Source organism: Bacillus sp. TL12 (genome assembly GCF_022625245.1).
Classification (GTDB): domain Bacteria; phylum Bacillota; class Bacilli; order Bacillales; family Bacillaceae_G; genus Bacillus_A.
On sequence record NZ_JAJJBY010000005.1, the window covers coordinates 167,614 to 185,973 of the forward strand.

At 38.0% G+C, this 18,360-nt stretch carries 19 protein-coding genes; all 19 read left to right on the forward strand.

Annotated elements, in window-relative coordinates:
* The first annotated feature begins 310 nt into the window (after window positions 1–310).
* Complete coding sequence (recG, locus tag LOK41_RS07150) at window positions 311–2,359, forward strand: ATP-dependent DNA helicase RecG (RefSeq protein WP_241815840.1); 2,049 nt, start codon at window positions 311–313, stop codon at window positions 2,357–2,359.
* Window positions 2,360–2,449: 90 nt separating this feature from the next.
* A complete protein-coding gene (fapR, locus tag LOK41_RS07155; RefSeq protein WP_241815841.1) occupies window positions 2,450–3,043 on the forward strand; it encodes a transcription factor FapR in 594 nt (197 codons plus the stop codon).
* The gene (gene plsX / locus LOK41_RS07160) at window positions 3,040–4,032 is read left to right on the forward strand and encodes a phosphate acyltransferase PlsX (RefSeq protein WP_241815842.1); all 993 of its coding nucleotides are present in this window, start codon (window positions 3,040–3,042) and stop codon (window positions 4,030–4,032) included. Before fapR ends, plsX begins: the two co-directional genes overlap by 4 nt.
* Window positions 4,033–4,046: 14 nt before the next feature.
* On the forward strand, window positions 4,047–4,997 hold the full coding sequence (gene fabD, locus LOK41_RS07165) for an ACP S-malonyltransferase (protein ID WP_241815844.1): 951 nt from the start codon (window positions 4,047–4,049) through the stop codon (window positions 4,995–4,997).
* Window positions 4,991–5,731 carry a 3-oxoacyl-[acyl-carrier-protein] reductase gene (gene fabG / locus LOK41_RS07170; protein WP_241815846.1) on the forward strand — a complete coding sequence of 247 codons (741 nt, stop codon included), beginning with the start codon at window positions 4,991–4,993 and terminating at the stop codon, window positions 5,729–5,731. Before fabD ends, fabG begins: the two co-directional genes overlap by 7 nt.
* Before the next feature lie 71 nt (window positions 5,732–5,802).
* Window positions 5,803–6,036, forward strand: coding sequence for an acyl carrier protein (gene acpP / locus LOK41_RS07175; RefSeq protein WP_000786063.1), 234 nt, complete (start codon window positions 5,803–5,805; stop codon window positions 6,034–6,036).
* A gap of 59 nt (window positions 6,037–6,095) precedes the next feature.
* On the forward strand, window positions 6,096–6,833 hold the full coding sequence (rncS, locus tag LOK41_RS07180; protein ID WP_241815850.1) for a ribonuclease III: 738 nt from the start codon (window positions 6,096–6,098) through the stop codon (window positions 6,831–6,833).
* 148 nt (window positions 6,834–6,981) lie between these two features.
* Window positions 6,982–10,554 (forward strand): chromosome segregation protein SMC, encoded by a 3,573-nt coding sequence (smc, locus tag LOK41_RS07185; protein ID WP_241815854.1) that lies wholly within the window; start codon window positions 6,982–6,984, stop codon window positions 10,552–10,554.
* A 14-nt stretch (window positions 10,555–10,568) separates the two neighbouring features.
* On the forward strand, window positions 10,569–11,558 hold the full coding sequence (gene ftsY / locus LOK41_RS07190) for a signal recognition particle-docking protein FtsY (protein ID WP_174101814.1): 990 nt from the start codon (window positions 10,569–10,571) through the stop codon (window positions 11,556–11,558).
* A gap of 133 nt (window positions 11,559–11,691) precedes the next feature.
* Entirely contained in the window at window positions 11,692–12,024 is a 333-nt protein-coding gene (locus tag LOK41_RS07195; RefSeq protein ID WP_000891062.1) for a putative DNA-binding protein, read from the forward strand.
* Between the two features lie 12 nt (window positions 12,025–12,036).
* Window positions 12,037–13,386 (forward strand): signal recognition particle protein, encoded by a 1,350-nt coding sequence (gene ffh, locus LOK41_RS07200; RefSeq protein ID WP_174101815.1) that lies wholly within the window; start codon window positions 12,037–12,039, stop codon window positions 13,384–13,386.
* A 101-nt stretch (window positions 13,387–13,487) separates the two neighbouring features.
* Window positions 13,488–13,760, forward strand: coding sequence for a 30S ribosomal protein S16 (gene rpsP / locus LOK41_RS07205; protein ID WP_000268748.1), 273 nt, complete (start codon window positions 13,488–13,490; stop codon window positions 13,758–13,760).
* Window positions 13,761–13,774: 14 nt separating this feature from the next.
* Complete coding sequence (locus tag LOK41_RS07210) at window positions 13,775–14,002, forward strand: KH domain-containing protein (RefSeq protein ID WP_174101817.1); 228 nt, start codon at window positions 13,775–13,777, stop codon at window positions 14,000–14,002.
* 120 nt (window positions 14,003–14,122) lie between these two features.
* Window positions 14,123–14,638: a ribosome maturation factor RimM gene (rimM, locus tag LOK41_RS07215; protein WP_174101818.1), complete on the forward strand. Its 516-nt coding sequence runs from the start codon at window positions 14,123–14,125 to the stop codon at window positions 14,636–14,638.
* Entirely contained in the window at window positions 14,638–15,372 is a 735-nt protein-coding gene (trmD, locus tag LOK41_RS07220) for a tRNA (guanosine(37)-N1)-methyltransferase TrmD (protein WP_241815856.1), read from the forward strand. Before rimM ends, trmD begins: the two co-directional genes overlap by 1 nt.
* 147 nt (window positions 15,373–15,519) lie before the next feature.
* On the forward strand, window positions 15,520–15,864 hold the full coding sequence (gene rplS / locus LOK41_RS07225) for a 50S ribosomal protein L19 (RefSeq protein ID WP_017151244.1): 345 nt from the start codon (window positions 15,520–15,522) through the stop codon (window positions 15,862–15,864).
* A 101-nt stretch (window positions 15,865–15,965) separates the two neighbouring features.
* A complete protein-coding gene (gene lepB / locus LOK41_RS07230) occupies window positions 15,966–16,517 on the forward strand; it encodes a signal peptidase I (RefSeq protein ID WP_241815857.1) in 552 nt (183 codons plus the stop codon).
* 22 nt (window positions 16,518–16,539) lie between these two features.
* Entirely contained in the window at window positions 16,540–17,418 is an 879-nt protein-coding gene (ylqF, locus tag LOK41_RS07235; RefSeq protein ID WP_241815858.1) for a ribosome biogenesis GTPase YlqF, read from the forward strand.
* 55 nt (window positions 17,419–17,473) lie between these two features.
* On the forward strand, window positions 17,474–18,247 hold the full coding sequence (locus LOK41_RS07240; RefSeq protein WP_241815859.1) for a ribonuclease HII: 774 nt from the start codon (window positions 17,474–17,476) through the stop codon (window positions 18,245–18,247).
* The last annotated feature ends 113 nt before the right edge of the window (window positions 18,248–18,360 follow it).

Sequence of the window (18,360 nt, forward strand, 5' to 3'; positions counted from 1 at the left end):
GACATATATTGCCTGTGATTCTTATTCAAAAGGCTAGCATATTGATGATAAAAAGAGCCTTACTGTTATAGTAAGGCTCTTTTCTTTCGTGTATAACTTCTATAAGTTGCTTCACTATAATTGTAATAGATAAACCTTGGACTGTTGTGTAAGAGTAGTCTCTTTTAAAACGCCTATGATAAAATAGAAAAGGTGAAAGAGGGCGATTACTATAGGAAGTAGGTAATCGTTGTAAATGAGATGTGAATAGAATGCTATGAAATAAGATGAGAATGAAATGAAGAAAATGATGTGACGGAGCGTGAAAATCTTGAATGAAATTGTGCAAGTTCCTGTTACGGATGTAAAGGGAATCGGAGGAGAGACATCTGAATTATTACATGAGATGGGGATTTATACAGTTTCTCATCTATTAGAGCATTTTCCGTACCGTTATGAAGACTATGCGATGAAAGATTTGGCAGATGTGAAGCATGAAGAGCGTGTAACGGTGGAAGGAAAAGTACATAGTGCTCCTTTATTACAATATTATGGGAAGAAGAAGTCGCGCCTTACTGTTCGTGTACTTGTTGGCCGTTATTTAATTACGGCTGTATGTTTTAACAGACCATATTATAAGCAAAAATTAAAACTTGATGAAACGGTGGCGATTACTGGTAAATGGGATCAGCATCGCCAAACAATCTCTGTATCCGAGCTTCATTTTGGTCCAGTCGTACGCCAGCAAGAAGTGGAACCTGTGTATTCAGTAAAAGGGAAATTAACAGTAAAACAAATGCGTCGTTTTATTGCGCAAGCTTTAAAAGGATACGGTAACTCTATAACTGAAGTATTACCAGATGGTTTGCTAAGTCGTTACAAGTTGTTACCTCGATATGAAGCTCTTCGGGCACTGCATTTCCCGGTTGGTCAAGAAGATTTAAAACAGGCACGTCGTCGATTTGTATATGAGGAATTTTTCTTATTCCAGCTCAAAATGCAAGCGTTGCGTAAAATTGAAAGAGAGAGTTCGAAGGGAACGAAAAAAGAGATTTCAATGAAAGAATTAGAAGAATTCACGGATGCGCTTCCATTCCCACTTACTGGTGCGCAGCGCCGTGTTGTTTCTGAGGTTATGAAGGATATGGAGTCTCCTTACCGAATGAATCGGTTATTACAAGGAGATGTTGGGTCGGGAAAAACGGTCGTAGCTGCAATTGCTCTTTATGCAGCGAAACTTGCGCATTATCAAGGCGCGTTAATGGTCCCTACAGAAATTCTAGCCGAGCAACATTATCAATCGCTAGCAGAGACATTCTCTCATTTTAATATGAATGTGGAATTATTAACAAGTTCAGTTAAAGGGGCACGTCGTCGTGAGATTTTAGCGAAACTTGAACAAGGAGAAATAGATATTCTTGTTGGGACACATGCTTTAATTCAGGATGAGGTCATTTTCCATAGGCTCGGGCTGGTTATTACTGACGAACAACACCGTTTTGGTGTGGCGCAGCGCCGTGTTTTACGAGAGAAAGGTGAAAGTCCGGACGTGTTGTTTATGACAGCGACACCAATTCCTCGTACATTGGCGATTACTGCTTTTGGAGAAATGGATGTTTCCATTATTGATGAAATGCCGGCTGGGCGTAAAGTGATTGAAACGTATTGGGCAAAACATGATATGTTAGAGCGTGTTCTTGGATTCGTAGAAAAGGAAGTGAAGAAGGGGAGACAAGCTTATGTCATTTGTCCGCTTATTGAAGAATCTGAAAAGCTTGATGTGCAAAATGCAATTGATTTGCATAGTATGCTGATTCATCACTATCAAGGGAAGTTTCAAGTTGGATTAATGCATGGGCGTCTATCTTCTCAAGAAAAAGAAGAGGTAATGGAGCAATTTAGTGAAAATAAAGTGCAAATTCTTGTTTCGACAACGGTAGTTGAGGTTGGTGTTAACGTGCCAAATGCAACAGTTATGGTAATTTATGATGCGGAGCGCTTTGGTTTATCGCAATTGCATCAGCTTCGAGGACGTGTTGGTCGTGGAAGTGAGCAGTCGTATTGTTTGTTAATTGCAGATCCGAAATCGGAAACTGGAAAAGAGCGAATGCGCATTATGACGGAAACAAATGATGGATTTGTATTGTCAGAAAAAGATTTAGAATTACGTGGTCCTGGAGATTTCTTTGGAAGTAAGCAAAGTGGTCTGCCAGAGTTTAAGGTAGCTGATATGGTACATGATTATCGAGCATTGGAAACAGCGAGACAAGATGCAGCCATACTGGTTGATTCAGAAGCGTTTTGGCATAATGAACAGTATGCATCGCTTCGCGTATATCTTGAAGGAACAGGTGTGTTTCAAGGAGAAAAGCTTGATTAAAAGTCGAATGTGCGAAATTTTTTGTTGCATTCTACTTTTAATGATTATATACTACTGTTAGTACCTAGTCATAAAAATGGATGGTGCGGTATGAAAAAGAGAAAAAGCAAGAAAGAAAGACAAGCGTTATTGCAACAAACAATAGAAACAAATCCGTTCATAACGGATGAAGAGTTAGCAGAGCAGTTTCAAGTAAGCATACAAACAGTTCGTCTTGATCGAATGGAGTTATCCATTCCGGAGTTAAGAGAACGAATTAAACATGTAGCGACACGGCAGCATGAAGAAGATGTGAAATCTTTGCCGTTAGAAGAAGTAGTTGGCGAAATTATTGATATAGAATTAGATAGGCATGCAATTTCCATTTTCGAAGTAAAGGTGGAGCATGTATTTAAAAGAAATCAAATTGCACGTGGGCATCATTTATTTGCTCAAGCAAACTCACTAGCTGTTGCAGTTATTGATGAAGAACTAGCTTTAACTGCAAAGTCTACCATTCGATATATTCGTCCTGTAAAATTAGGAGAACGTGTTGTTGCTAAAGCGCGCGTTGAAGATGTGGAGAATGATAAAGGACGGACGGTTGTCAAAGTGCATAGCTTTGTTGGTGAAGAACTTGTTTTTTCAGGCACTTTTGAAATGTATCGATCTAGTAATTATAGTGAGGAAGGTAACAATTTATGAAAATCGCAATAGATGCAATGGGTGGCGATCACGCTCCAAAAGCAGTAGTATTAGGAGCAATGAAAGCTATTAAGGAATATTCGGATTTACATATTACCCTAGTAGGGAAAGAAGAAGAAATTCGTCAGCATTTAACAAATGAAGAGCGTATTACTATACTTCATACAGACGAAATAATTGAAGCAACGGATGAACCAGTAAGAGCTGTTCGCCGTAAAAAACAAGCTTCAATGGTACTTGCAGCACAGCAAGTAAAGGAAGGTGTAGCAGATGCTTGTATATCAGCAGGTAGCACAGGCGCTTTAATGGCTGCTGGATTGTTTGTGGTAGGACGTATGGAAGGGATTGAACGACCTGCTTTATCACCCACAATGCCAACTGTTGATGGAGAAGGATTTGTTATGCTAGATGTTGGAGCGAATGTCGACGCAAAACCAATTCATTTATATCAATACGCGGTTATGGGTTCTGTTTACGCTGAGAAAGTAAGAGGGATTCAAAATCCACGTGTTGGACTTTTAAATGTTGGTACAGAAGATGGGAAAGGAAACGATCTTTCAAAACAAGTATTTGCTATGTTAAAAGATGCACCGATTAACTTTGTTGGAAATGTTGAATCAAGAGATTTACTACAAGGTGTAGCGGATGTAGTTGTGTGTGATGGTTTTACTGGAAATGTAGCATTAAAATCATTAGAAGGAACAGCGCTTGCGTTATTCTCTATGCTAAAAGAACAATTAATGAGTTCATTTACAAGTAAATTAGCAGCAGCAGTATTAAAACCAAAACTTATGGTATTAAAAGATAAAATGGATTATTCGGAGTATGGCGGAGCAGCATTATTTGGATTAAAAGCTCCAGTCATTAAAGCTCACGGTTCTTCTAGTGATCAATCGATATTCAGTGCGATTCGTCAAACGAGAGAGATGGTAGCGAAAGAAGTAATTCCTACAATTTCAAGTGTAATGGAGGAAGAGTCGCTTCAATAAGAGGAGGATTTGAAATGGGAAAACTAGCATTTCTTTTTCCGGGCCAAGGTTCACAGGCAGTTGGAATGGGTAGACAGTTAGCAGAGAATCATAAAGAGGTTGCAAAAGTATTTCAAAAAGCAGATGAAGTTTTACAGGAGTCTCTTTCAGAGGTAATTTTTGAAGGGCCGCAGGAAAAACTGACATTAACGACAAATGCACAGCCTGCATTGTTGACGACAAGTTTTGCGATTTTAACAGCTTTGAAAGAATATGATATTACACCAGATTATGTGGCAGGACATAGTTTGGGTGAGTATAGTGCGCTTGTAGCAGCCGGAGCATTGACATTCGATGATGCTGTGTATGCTGTGAGAAAACGTGGTGAATATATGGAAGAAGCTGTGCCGAGTGGAGAAGGAGCAATGGCTGCTATTTTAGGAGCGGATCCAGATGTTCTGAAACAAGTTACAGAAGAAGTGACGAATGACGGATATCCGGTGCAAGTTGCTAATATGAATAGCACGAAGCAAATTGTTATATCTGGAACAAAACAAGGTGTAGAACTTGCATCTCAAAAAGCGAAAGAAAATGGTGCGAAACGTGCGATTCCACTTCGAGTGAGCGGTCCATTCCATTCTTCATTAATGAAGCCAGCTGCTGAGAAGTTTCAAGGCGTACTAAGTGAAATTGCAATTCAAGATGCAAAAATTCCGGTTATCGCAAATGTTACGGCAGATTGTATTACACGTAGTACGGATATTCAAGAAAAACTAATTGAACAACTTTACTCACCTGTTTTATGGTACCCATCGATTGAACGTATGGTAGAACAAGGGGTAGATACATTTATTGAAATTGGACCCGGAAAAGTGCTAGCTGGTCTTATGAAATCAATCGCTCCATCTGTGAAAGTATATGCGATATATGATGAAGAGACATTGAGAGATACCATTTCAAATTTGAGAGGAGAAAGCGGATGTTAAAAGGGAAAGTAGCATTAGTAACAGGTGCATCACGCGGGATTGGTCGTGCAATTGCAATTGATTTAGCGAAGCAAGGTGCGACGGTTGTAGTGAACTACGCTGGTAATGAACAAAAAGCAAATGAAGTAGTCGATGAAATAAAAAAACTTGGTTCAGAAGCAATCGCAGTAAGAGCTGATGTTGCTAATGGTGAAGATGTTGCAAATATGGTAAAACAAACTGTAGACACATTTGGACAAGTTGATATTCTTGTAAATAACGCAGGTGTAACAAGAGATAATTTATTAATGCGTATGAAAGAAGAAGAATGGGATACAGTTATTAATACAAACTTAAAAGGTGTATTCTTATGTACGAAAGCCGTATCTCGCTATATGATGCGTCAACGTCACGGCCGTATTATTAATATTGCTTCTGTTGTTGGTGTTACAGGAAATCCTGGTCAAGCAAATTACGTTGCTGCAAAAGCGGGTGTAATAGGATTGACAAAAACGTCTGCTAAAGAATTAGCTAGTAGAAATATAACTGTAAATGCCATCGCGCCAGGATTTATTGCTACCGATATGACGGACGTACTAGCAGAAAACTTAAAAGAAGAAATGTTGAAATTGATCCCTGCTGCTAAGTTTGGAGAAGCGCAAGATATTGCGAATGCTGTAACGTTTTTTGCTGCTGATCACAGCAAATATATTACAGGACAAACATTACATGTTGATGGCGGTATGGTAATGTAATAAAAGAAACGATTTCACCTAGTTTTTTTGTGAAATATTTAATATAATATTTGAGGGGAGGTGAATGAATTATGGCAGATGTTTTAGAGCGTGTAACGAAAATCATCGTGGATCGTTTAGGAGTAGAAGAAACAGAAGTAGTACCAGCTGCAAGCTTTAAAGAAGATTTAGGTGCAGACTCCCTAGATGTAGTTGAACTTGTAATGCAATTAGAAGATGAGTTTGAAATGGAAATTTCTGATGAAGAAGCAGAAAAAATTGCTACTGTTGGCGATGCTGTGACTTACATAGAGAGTCATCTATAATGTTTGAGTGAAGTCCCGTTTTATAGCGGGGCTTTCTCGGCTTATATCTGGAGGGACCTATGCCGTACCGAAAATATAGAGAAAAAAAATATGAAACAAAATATCGTGAAGCCTTTAAAACGTTTCAACAAAAAATAGGTATTACGTTTACAGACGAAAAATTATTGATTCAAGCATTTACGCATTCATCGTATGTGAATGAGCATCGAAAAAAGCCACATGAAGACAATGAACGTCTTGAATTTCTTGGAGACGCTGTATTAGAACTAACTGTATCGCAGTATTTGTTTCAAAAATATCCGACAATGAGCGAAGGAGAACTAACGAAGTTACGTGCAGCTATTGTGTGTGAGCCATCTCTTGTCCGCTTTGCGAATGAATTGTCATTTGGGAATCTCGTTCTATTAGGAAAAGGTGAAGAAATGACAGGTGGGCGTGAACGACCGGCCTTATTAGCGGATGTCTTTGAAGCGTTTATTGGTGCCCTTTATCTTGATCAAGGATTGGATACAGTGTGGGGATTCTTAAAAGAAATCGTATATCCAAAAATTAATGAAGGTGCTTTTTCTCATGTGATGGATTATAAGAGTCAATTACAAGAATTAATTCAGCGTGATGGTAGCGGTAATATTGAGTATCAAATTTTGCAAGAAAAAGGACCTGCTCACAATCGAGAATTTGTGTCACGTGTTACATTAAATAGCGTGGCTCTTGGGCTTGGTAGCGGTAAGTCAAAAAAAGAGGCAGAACAACAAGCTGCTGCTGAGGCATTGAAAAAGTTAAAAGAACAATCATAAGGAATCCCCCTTTATATGAGGGGGATTCCTTGTGCATAGAATGAAACTTTATTTTCATTTAGATATAAAAAGATAAATATGAATCCGTGCAGTAGCTTGTTTTTACAGACACAGACTATAACAACGGAGAATAGGGGGAAGGCCTTTCGTGTTTTTAAAGAGATTAGAAATAGCAGGATTTAAATCCTTCGCGGAGCGTGTATCTGTTGATTTTGTTCCGGGTGTAACATCTGTAGTGGGTCCTAACGGGAGTGGAAAGAGTAACATTACCGATGCAATCCGCTGGGTACTTGGTGAACAATCTGCAAAGTCATTACGCGGTGCAAAGATGGAGGATATTATTTTTGCGGGAAGCGATACGCGAAAAGCAGTTAATGTTGCAGAAGTAACGTTAACTTTAAATAATGAAGATCAGCGTTTGCCAATTGAATATAATGAAGTATGTGTAACACGCCGTGTTTCTCGCTCAGGAGATAGTGACTTTTTTATTAATAAACAGTCTTGTCGATTAAAAGATATTATTGATTTGTTTATGGACTCCGGTATGGGGCGAGAAGCTTTCTCGATTATTAGTCAAGGGAAAGTAGAAGAAATTTTAAGTAGTAAACCTGAAGAACGTCGTGGTGTATTTGAAGAAGCGGCGGGCGTATTAAAATATAAACTTCGCAAAAAGAAAGCCGAAGGAAAATTAGCAGAAACACAAGAAAATTTAAATCGTGTGCAAGATATCATTCATGAACTAAGTAGTCAAGTAGAGCCCCTTGAAAAACAGGCTTCTATTGCGAAAGACTATCTTGAGAAAAAAGAAGAACTAGAAAAAGTAGAAGCGGCTCTCATTGTATATGAAATTGAAGAATTACATGAAAAATGGGAAGCACTTAGAAAACAGTTTGGACACAATAAAGATGAAGAAGTAAAAATGTCAACGCATTTACAAAAAAGTGAAGCAGAGCTCGAAGAATTACGCGGGCAATTGCAAGCGATTGATGAATCTGTAGATTCCTTGCAAGAAGTCCTCCTTCTTTCCAGTAAAGAGTTAGAAAAGTTAGAGGGACAGCGTGAATTGTTAAAGGAAAGAAAACAAAATGCAACAACGCATTGTGCGCAGCTTGAACAATTAATCATTGAGTTAACAGAAAAAACTAAGGTTTATGATGGAGAAATCGAAACAAGTACAGAAGAACTCATGAATTTCGCAAATCAGGTAAAAGAGTTAGAGCAGAAGCTGCACGAAAATGAGAAACTTCTTTCTACATATGCAGAAAATCTGGAAGAGCAAATTGAGCATTTAAAAGGGGATTACATTGAACTTTTAAATCAACAAGCAAGTCATCGCAACGAACTATCTATGCTTGAGGAACAATTTAAACAACAAAACTCTAAAAATCAACGCCTTGATGAAGAAAATGAAAAATATGTACAAATGCGTATGCAAATTACAGCTAAAAAGGCAAAACTTGTAGAGGGTTACGAACAAGTAAGAGAGAAAGTTACAAGTGTTATCACAAATATACAAAAAACAGAAGCGGCGCTTGGAAAATGTAAGACGCAATATAGTGAAAATGAAACAAAATTGTATCAAGCGTATCAATTTGTTCAACAAGCTCGCTCTCGAAAAGAAATGCTAGAAGAGATGCAAGAAGAATATTCTGGATTTTATCAAGGTGTACGTGAAGTATTGAAGGCACGTGAAGGTAAGTTACATGGTATTGAAGGTGCGGTAGCTGAGCTGCTTACTGTACCGAAGGAATATGAAATTGCAATGGAGATTGCACTTGGTGCAGCGATGCAACACGTTGTTGTACAAACAGAAGAGCATGCTCGCACGGCAATTGCATTTTTGAAGCAAAATCGCCATGGACGTGCAACGTTTTTACCGCAGGCTGTTATTAAGGGAAGGTCATTATCTTTTGAACAACTAAGAATGGTAAAACAACATCCATCATTTATAGGTGTTGCAGCAGAATTGGTACATTATAATAATAAATATGAAAATATAGTTTCAAATTTATTAGGAACAGTCGTTGTTGCGAAAGATTTAAGAGGTGCAAATGAGCTAGCGAAGCAGCTGCAATATCGCTACCGTATTGTAACGGTGGAAGGCGATGTTGTGAATCCTGGTGGTTCTATGACTGGTGGAGCTGTAAAACAAGCGAAATCTTCTTTATTAGGACGACAGCGAGAATTAGAAGAGTGGAGTAAGAAGCTTGCTGAAATGGAAGAAAAAACTTCTAAGTTAGAAAACTTTGTTAAAGCGTTAAAACAAGAAATTCAAGAAAAAGAAGTTAAAATAAAAGAATTGCGTCACAATGCGGAACAAGAGCGTGTAGATGAACAAAAATTAAAAGAAGAAATTAATCAGCTAGAGTTAGAAGAACATCGTATTAACGATCGTTTATCTATTTATGACTTAGAAATAGAAGGTTTTCTACAAGATCAAGTCAAGATGCAAGGGCGTAAAGAAGAACTAGAAGGAATTTTAGCGAGTCTTCAAAAAGATATCACAGGACTGGATGAAAAAATTGCTGACTTAACAAAGCAGAAAAGTGAGCAACATTCTTCGAAAGAAAAAGTTCAAACGGAGATGACGGAGCTGAAAGTACAAGCTGCAGAAAAGCAGCAACGTTTGTCCAATCAAAAAGAAAAAGTGGATCGCTTAACGAAAGAACAAGAAGAAACACAGCGAACACTTGTAAAAACAAAGGAAGACCTAGCGTTTTTAAAGCAAGAAATGACATTCAATTCGAGCGGTGAAGAGCAAATTACGAATATGATTGAAAAGAAAGCATACGATCGAAATCAAACATCGGAATTAATTAGTTCACGTCGTGAGCAACGCCTAACCCTGCAGGAACGGGTAGAACATATAGAACGTGAAGTAAAAGAAACAAAAGGACGATATAAATATGTTCTTGAGATTCTAAAAGATCAAGAGGTGAAAATCAATCGTCTTGATGTTGAATTGGAAAATAGATTGCAACATTTACGTGAAACGTATACGATTTCATTTGAAGCAGCAAAACTGAAATATACAATGACGATGCCTGCAGAGGATGCACGTAAAAAGGTGAAATTAATTAAGTTATCCATCGAAGAGCTGGGAACAGTGAACTTAGGCGCAATCGATGAATATGAACGTGTAGCCGAAAGACATACATTCTTGCTAGAGCAACGGGATGACTTGGAAGAAGCAAAGGCGACATTGCACCAAGTTATAACGGAAATGGATGAAGAAATGAAAAAACGCTTTTCTACTACATTCCAAGCGATCCGAACGGAGTTCCAATCTGTATTCTGTGAATTATTTGGAGGCGGAAGAGCAGATTTAGTAATGACGAATCCGCAAGATGTATTAAATACGGGCATTGATATTGTCGCGCAGCCGCCAGGTAAGAAATTGCAAAACTTAGGTTTATTGTCAGGTGGAGAGCGTGCTTTAACTGCAATTGCATTGCTATTTGGTATTTTAAAAGTACGGCCTGTTCCGTTCTGCGTACTAGATGAGGTGGAGGCTGCTCTTGATGAAGCGAATGTAGCTCGCTTTGCGCAGTATTTGAAGAAATTTAGTGATGAAACGCAGTTTATTGTGATTACACACCGAAAAGGTACAATGGAAGAGTCCGATGTACTGTACGGGGTAACAATGCAAGAATCAGGTGTTTCTAAGCTTGTGTCCGTTCGATTAGGTGACGGGGAAGAAGAGCTTGTTACAAGTGAATAGGAAGGATGAGAAGAATGAGTTTTTTTAAAAAGTTGAAAGAAAAGATTTCAAAACAAACAGATACTGTAACAGAAAAATTTAAACAGGGGTTAGAAAAAACGAGAAATTCATTTGCGGATAAAGTAAATGATTTAGTATATCGCTATCGTAAAGTCGATGAGGATTTCTTTGAAGAATTGGAAGAAATTTTAATTGGTGCAGATGTTGGTGTTGCAACAGTAATGGAGCTTATCGATCAGCTGAAAGAAGAAGTGCAGCGTCGTAACATTCAAGATCCAAAGGAAGTACAGGCTGTTATCTCAGAGAAATTAGTAGGAATTTACAAAGGTGACGAAGAGTTCAGTAATGAAATTAACATGCAACAAGATCAATTAACGGTTATTTTATTTGTTGGTGTTAATGGTGTTGGAAAAACGACAACAATTGGTAAAATGGCTCATAAGTTTAAATCGGAAGGTAAGTCTGTTTTATTAGCAGCAGGGGATACGTTCCGTGCAGGAGCGATTGAACAGCTAGAAGTATGGGGAGATCGCGTTGGTGTGGAAGTAATTAAGCAAGGGTCTGGTTCTGATCCAGCAGCTGTTATGTATGATGCTGTTCAAGCAGCAAAAGCGCGTAAAGTAGATGTCTTGCTATGTGATACGGCAGGGCGCTTGCAAAATAAAGTAAACTTAATGAAAGAACTAGAAAAGGTAAAACGTGTTATTGAACGCGAAGTTCCCGGTGCTCCTCATGAAGTTTTGCTTGTTATTGATGCAACGACAGGACAAAATGGTTTAAGTCAAGCAAAAACATTCCGCGAAGCAACGAATGTTTCAGGTATTGTTTTAACGAAATTAGATGGAACTGCTAAAGGTGGTATTGTATTAGCAATTCGTAATGAGATGGACGTACCAGTGAAGTTTGTTGGACTTGGAGAGCAAATGGACGACTTGCAGCAATTTGATCCAGAACAATATGTGTATGGTTTATTTGCGAACTTAGTAGAAAAAGAAGAAGTATAAAGTGAAAGAGGCGGTATTCCCGCTTCTTTTTTATAAAAAATATAAGATGTTAAGAAAAAAACTTGACACTCTTTTATACTCCATGTAAACTAATTCATGTAAAGGGAAATCACTTAACAAAGGATGATCCAACATGCTCGAAAAAACAACGAGAATGAATTATTTATTTGATTTTTATCAATCGTTGTTAACGCAAAAACAAAGAAGTTATATGTCGCTTTATTATTTAGATGATTTATCTCTTGGTGAAATTGCGGAAGAATTTGATGTAAGTCGCCAAGCCGTGTATGATAACATTAAACGGACTGAAGCGATGCTTGAAGAATATGAAGAAAAATTAGTATTACTTCAAAAGTTTCAAGAGCGACAGCGACTTGTTGCAAAGCTTAAACAGCTAATCAGCGAAGAAGAGCATGTGAATGAAGAAATGAAACAAGTTGTTGAAGCTATCGAAAAATTAGATTAGGAGGGCGGCAATATGGCATTTGAAGGATTAGCCGACCGACTTCAACAGACGATGCAAAAAATCCGCGGCAAAGGAAAAGTTTCTGAAGCCGATGTGAAAGAAATGATGAGAGAAGTTCGTCTTGCTCTTTTAGAAGCGGATGTTAACTTTAAAGTAGTAAAAGATTTTGTAAAGCGTGTGTCTGAGCGTGCTGTCGGACAAGATGTAATGAAAAGTTTGACACCTGGACAACAAGTAATTAAAGTTGTACAGGAAGAACTGACAGAACTTATGGGCGGAGAGCAAAGTAAAATCGCTGTCGCTAATAAGCCGCCAACTGTTATTATGATGGTTGGACTTCAAGGGGCAGGTAAAACAACGACAACAGGTAAGCTAGCGAATTTGCTTCGTAAAAAGCATAATCGTAAACCGATGCTTGTTGCGGCAGATATTTACCGTCCTGCAGCAATTAAACAGCTTGAAACATTAGGGAAGCAATTGGACATGCCTGTTTTCTCATTAGGAGATCAAGTAAGTCCTGTTGAAATTGCGAAACAAGCGATTGCAAAAGCAAAAGAAGATCATCATGATTATGTTTTAATCGATACGGCAGGTCGTCTGCATATTGATGAAGAACTAATGGATGAATTAGCGAAAGTGAAAGAAGTTGCGAAACCGGATGAAATCTTCCTAGTTGTCGATGCGATGACAGGACAAGATGCGGTCAATGTTGCACAAAGCTTCCATGAACAGTTAGGTTTAACAGGTGTTGTTTTAACGAAATTAGATGGTGATACGCGCGGTGGTGCAGCATTATCTATTAAAGCAGTAACAAACACACCAATTAAATTTGCTGGTATGGGTGAGAAGTTAGATGCAATTGAAGCATTCCATCCTGAACGCATGGCATCTCGTATTTTAGGGATGGGTGACGTTCTAACATTAATTGAAAAAGCGCAAGCTACAGTTGATGAAGAAAAAGCAAAAGAACTTGAGCAAAAAATGCGTACGCTTTCGTTTACACTTGACGATTTCCTAGAGCAACTTGGACAAGTGCGTCAACTTGGACCGCTTGATGAATTGCTAGGAATGCTTCCTGGTGCAAATAAAATTAAAGGGTTGAAAAATGCACAAGTTGATGAAAAACAAATTGGGCATATTGAGGCAATTATTCGTTCTATGACAATCTTAGAGCGAGAACAACCGGAAATAATCAATGCTAGTCGTAAAAAACGTATTGCCAAAGGTAGCGGTACAACCGTACAAGAAATCAATCGTCTACTGAAACAGTTTGAAGATATGAAGAAAATGATGAAGACGATGACAGGCATGCAAAAAGGTAAGAAAAAAGGACTAGGTGGATTGAAGTTTCCATTTATGTAAGGAAAAAAAGATGGCTCTGTTAAGAAAAAATACTTTACAAAGCAATAGTCTTTTTGCTAATATAATTATCTGTGTGAAATAAATTCGGAGGTGCTTTATAAATGGCAGTTAAAATTCGTTTAAAACGTATGGGAGCTAAAAAAACTCCTTTCTATCGTGTAGTTGTTGCAGATTCTCGTTCTCCTCGTGACGGACGTTTCATTGAGGAAATCGGTACTTACAATCCAGTTGCTCAACCAGCTGAAGTGAAAATCGACGAAGAAGCAGCATTAAAATGGTTAGGAAACGGTGCGAAACCATCTGATACAGTTCGTAATCTTTTCTCTAACCAAGGTATCATGGAGAAATTCCACTTATCTAAACAAGGTAAGTAATTGAGGCAATGACTATGAAAGGGTTAATCGAAACGATCGTCAAGCCTCTTGTAGATCATCCTGAAGATGTAAAGGTTACACAGGAACTTTGCAGCGGAGAGATAAAATATCGATTAACTGTACATCCTGAGGATGTTGGGAAAGTCATTGGAAAGCAAGGGCGGGTTGCAAAAGCGATTCGAATGCTCTTGTATTCAGTGGGACATCATAATCATGAAAAAGTCACACTGGAAATTCAATAAATATGAAAAGGGCGAGGATTTATTCCTCTCCCTTTTTTAACATTTTAAGAGAAGTTGCATGTTCCATATATGGATTGGAGATGCTTAAAATATATAGAAAACAGGGGTGACATGCTGTTTATGACAAAATGGTTTAACGTAGGGAAAATTGTAAATACTCATGGTGTAAGAGGAGAAATTCGTGTCATTTCTCGTACTGATTTTCCAGAAGAGCGATATAAGGTAGGAAATACGCTATACATATGGAGTGATAAAGGGACAGAACCGCTCCCAGTAAAAATCACTTCTCATCGTCAACATAAAACATTCGATTTATTGACATTCGAAGGATATGGGAATGTAGATGAAGTAGAGAAGTTTAAAGGCTCTTTATTAAAAGTGCCAGAAGAACAATTGGGTGAACTTGCTGAAGGTGAGTATTATTATCATGAAATTATTGGTTGTAACGTTGTAACAGAGGATGGAGAGGCGTTAGGTACGATAAAAGAGATTCTATCTCCTGGCGCAAATGATGTATGGGTAATTAAACGTCCGAAAGGGCAAGATCTTTTAATCCCATACATTGATGATGTTGTACTGCAAGTTAACATCGAAAATAAACTAGTAACCATTCATGTAATGGAAGGATTGCTATAATGAAAATTGATATTTTAACATTATTTCCAGAGATGTTCACTGGTGTGTTTGGATCTTCGATTTTAAAAAAAGCGCAAGAAAAAGAGGCAGTGGAGCTTAGAGTTGTAAACTTTCGAGATTATACTACAAGTAAGCATAATAGTGTAGATGATTATCCATATGGCGGTGGGGCAGGTATGGTTTTAACTCCGCAGCCAATCTTTGATGCTGTAGAAGAATTAACGAAAGAAACAGAGCGTAAACCAAGAGTCGTGTTAATGTGCCCGCAAGGAGAACGCTTTACGCAGAAAAAGGCAGAAGAGTTTGCTAGCGAAGAACATGTTATTTTTGTATGTGGTCATTATGAAGGGTATGACGAGCGGATTCGTGAACATCTTGTAACAGATGAGATTTCTATTGGTGATTATGTGTTAACGGGCGGAGAATTAGCGTCTATGGTTGTTACGGATAGCGTTGTACGTCTTTTGCCGGGCGTGCTAGGTAATCAGAATTCACAGATCGAGGATTCTTTTAGTACTGGCTTATTAGAACATCCACATTACACGCGCCCTGCTGATTTTCGTGGTATGAAGGTACCGGATGTACTTATGTCAGGAAATCATAAGCATATCGAAGAATGGCGCCATAAAGAATCATTGCGCCGTACATATACGCGTAGACCGGATTTACTTGAAGAACGCGAGTTATCGAAACAAGAAGAAAAATGGCTTGAGCAGATTAAAGAAGAACGATAACAACTTCATATATTTTCTATTGCAACAGGCCTAGCGATATGTTATTATAACATTTGTGCTACTGAAAGCAGTAGCCGTATTAACGATGTTCCGCTGTAATTTATTAATGACTTTATAAGAGCATCTGTTTAAAGGAGAGAATTGAATATGCAACAATTAATCGCAGAAATTACAAAAGGCCAATTAAAAACTGACCTACCTTCATTCCGTCCTGGTGACACTTTACGTGTACACGTAAAAGTAGTTGAGGGTACTCGTGAGAGAATTCAGCTTTTTGAAGGTGTTGTAATTAAACGTCGTGGTGGCGGAATTAGTGAAACGTTCACAGTTCGTAAGATTTCTTACGGTGTAGGTGTTGAGCGTACATTCCCAATTCACACACCAAGAATCGCGAAAATCGAAGTACTTCGCCGTGGTAAAGTACGTCGTGCTAAGTTATACTACTTACGTAACCTTCGCGGTAAAGCAGCACGTATTAAAGAAATTCGATAAGACATGTATGGGAGCTTGTAAATGCACAAGCTCCCTTTTTCCAATCTATATGAAATTTTGATATAATACGGGCAGCTTACATAATTGTGGAGGGGAAATACATGAAGAAAGAGAAGAGTTCGCTTTGGGAATGGATAAAAGCAATTTTGATTGCTGTCGTGTTAGCTGGTGTCATTAGACAGTTTTTCTTTGCACCAATTCTTGTAGATGGTGTATCAATGTCACCGACGTTACATGATCGTGATCGAATGATCGTCAATAAAATTGGCTATCACATTGGAGAACCGAAACATTTTGACATAATCGTATTCCGAGCAACAGAAGAAAAAGATTATATTAAACGTGTTATCGGCTTGCCGGGCGATGAAATTGAGTATCGTAATGATACACTCTATATTAACGGAAAACCTTATAAGGAACCGTATTTGGACAAGCAGAAAAAACAACTTGCTGATGGACCACTTACATATGATTTTAAGCTTGAAGAGATTATAGGTAAAAAAACTGTTCCTAAAGGTCAATTATTTGTACTAGGTGACAATCGTCGTTTTAGTAAAGATAGTCGTACCATTGGAACAATTTCAATGGACCAAGTAATTGGAGAAGCAAATATGTTATATTGGCCGTTAAAAGATGCACGTATTGTGAAATAAATGAAAAAAAGAAGGTGGCAACATGGTAATTCAATGGTTTCCAGGGCATATGGCAAAAGCGAGGCGCCAAGTAACAGAAAAGTTAAAGTTAATCGATGCTGTAATTGAACTTGTAGACGCCCGTTTACCTTTATCTTCCCGAAATCCGATGATCGATGAAATTATTACACATAAACCGAGATTGGTCGTTTTAAATAAGGCTGATATGGCAGATGATCGTTTAACTAAGCAATGGATCGCTTATTTTGAAGAGAAGGGTCATAAAGCGATTTCGATTAATGCACAAGCTGGACAAGGTATGAAAGAAATTACAGCGGCATGTAAAGTACTTGTAAAAGAAAAATTTGATAAAATGATTGCAAAAGGGATTAAACCGAGAGCGATTCGCGCATTAATCGTTGGGATTCCGAACGTCGGGAAATCTACGTTAATTAATAAATTAGCAAAGAAAAATATCGCGAAAACAGGTGATCGACCAGGTGTTACAACAGCTCAGCAATGGATTAAAGTAGGCAAGGAAATGGAGTTGTTAGACACACCGGGGATTTTATGGCCGAAATTTGAAGATGAATTAGTAGGACTTCGCCTTGCGACGACTGGTGCAATTAAAGATTCTATTTTAAATTTACAGGATGTAGCGGTTTATGCGCTTCGCTTTATGGAAAAACATTATCCAGAACGTTTACAAGAGCGTTATAAATTAGATGTAATTCCAGAAGATATCGTAGAATTATTTGATGCGATTGGAAAGAATAGAGGATGTTTAATGGGCGGTGGCCTTGTTGATTATGACAAAACATCAGAACTTGTTCTTCGAGAACTTCGTGGTGGTAAACTCGGGAAAATGACATTTGAAACACCAGATGAATTTGTAGAAGAAGTAGAGGTAGAAGAAGTATAAGACGTGCGTTTGTGCGTCTTTTCTTTTTGGCTGTGTTTAAAAGGAGTGTACACTGATGGAAAAAATCACGATACAAGAAGTGGAAGGTTTGCTACAAGAAATTACGAATGAAGAAGATGAACGGTTTCAAATGTTGATGAAAGACGAACGGAAAGGTGTCCAAAAATTAATTTTGAAGTGGTATAAACAAAAAGAGTTAGCACAAAAGGAAAAAGAAAAGTTTTTAGAAATGTCAAAGTATGAAAAAGCGCTACGTGAAAAAGGACTTACATACATTGCTGGTATCGATGAAGTGGGAAGGGGGCCTCTAGCAGGGCCTGTTGTAACGGCTGCTGTGGTCCTTCCGGAAGATTTTTATATTCCAGGTTTAAATGACTCGAAAAAATTAAGTGAAGCGAAACGTGAGCGTTTTTATGATGAAATTAAAGAGAAAGCCATTACAATTGGTGTTGGAATTGTGTCGCCACAAGTTATTGATGAAATAAATATTTATCAAGCAACGAAACAAGCGATGTTAGATGCGATTGAAAATTTATCATGTACACCAGAATATTTATTAATTGATGCGATGAAGCTTCCTACACCAATTCCGCAAACATCAATTGTAAAAGGTGATGCAAAAAGTATTTCTATTTCAGCTGCATCTATTATTGCCAAAGTGACGAGAGATCGTATGATGAAAGAACTTGGGAAAAAGTATCCTGCATATGGATTTGAACAGCATATGGGATATGGAACGAAACAACACTTAGAGGCAATTGATACATATGGGGTATTGGAGGAGCATCGAAAAACATTTGCACCAATTAAAGATATGATTCAAAAATAAGCTGTGAATTCACAGCTTATTTTTTTATTTCCGAATATTAACATTACTATTTTCAAAAAAGAATAAAGCGATTTCAGTTTTCTGACACTTTATTGTAGACAGCGTGGCAATCA

Coding starts and splice junctions, on each gene's coding strand:
- fapR (WP_241815841.1), top strand. CDS start 2,450: ATGAAAAAGAGAAAAAGCAAGAAAGAAAGACAAGCGTTATTGCAACAA.
- plsX (WP_241815842.1), top strand. CDS start 3,040: ATGAAAATCGCAATAGATGCAATGGGTGGCGATCACGCTCCAAAAGCA.
- fabD (WP_241815844.1), top strand. CDS start 4,047: ATGGGAAAACTAGCATTTCTTTTTCCGGGCCAAGGTTCACAGGCAGTT.
- fabG (WP_241815846.1), top strand. CDS start 4,991: ATGTTAAAAGGGAAAGTAGCATTAGTAACAGGTGCATCACGCGGGATT.
- acpP (WP_000786063.1), top strand. CDS start 5,803: ATGGCAGATGTTTTAGAGCGTGTAACGAAAATCATCGTGGATCGTTTA.
- rncS (WP_241815850.1), top strand. CDS start 6,096: ATGCCGTACCGAAAATATAGAGAAAAAAAATATGAAACAAAATATCGT.
- ftsY (WP_174101814.1), top strand. CDS start 10,569: ATGAGTTTTTTTAAAAAGTTGAAAGAAAAGATTTCAAAACAAACAGAT.
- LOK41_RS07195 (WP_000891062.1), top strand. CDS start 11,692: ATGCTCGAAAAAACAACGAGAATGAATTATTTATTTGATTTTTATCAA.
- ffh (WP_174101815.1), top strand. CDS start 12,037: ATGGCATTTGAAGGATTAGCCGACCGACTTCAACAGACGATGCAAAAA.
- rpsP (WP_000268748.1), top strand. CDS start 13,488: ATGGCAGTTAAAATTCGTTTAAAACGTATGGGAGCTAAAAAAACTCCT.
- LOK41_RS07210 (WP_174101817.1), top strand. CDS start 13,775: ATGAAAGGGTTAATCGAAACGATCGTCAAGCCTCTTGTAGATCATCCT.
- rimM (WP_174101818.1), top strand. CDS start 14,123: ATGACAAAATGGTTTAACGTAGGGAAAATTGTAAATACTCATGGTGTA.
- trmD (WP_241815856.1), top strand. CDS start 14,638: ATGAAAATTGATATTTTAACATTATTTCCAGAGATGTTCACTGGTGTG.
- rplS (WP_017151244.1), top strand. CDS start 15,520: ATGCAACAATTAATCGCAGAAATTACAAAAGGCCAATTAAAAACTGAC.
- lepB (WP_241815857.1), top strand. CDS start 15,966: ATGAAGAAAGAGAAGAGTTCGCTTTGGGAATGGATAAAAGCAATTTTG.
- ylqF (WP_241815858.1), top strand. CDS start 16,540: ATGGTAATTCAATGGTTTCCAGGGCATATGGCAAAAGCGAGGCGCCAA.
- LOK41_RS07240 (WP_241815859.1), top strand. CDS start 17,474: ATGGAAAAAATCACGATACAAGAAGTGGAAGGTTTGCTACAAGAAATT.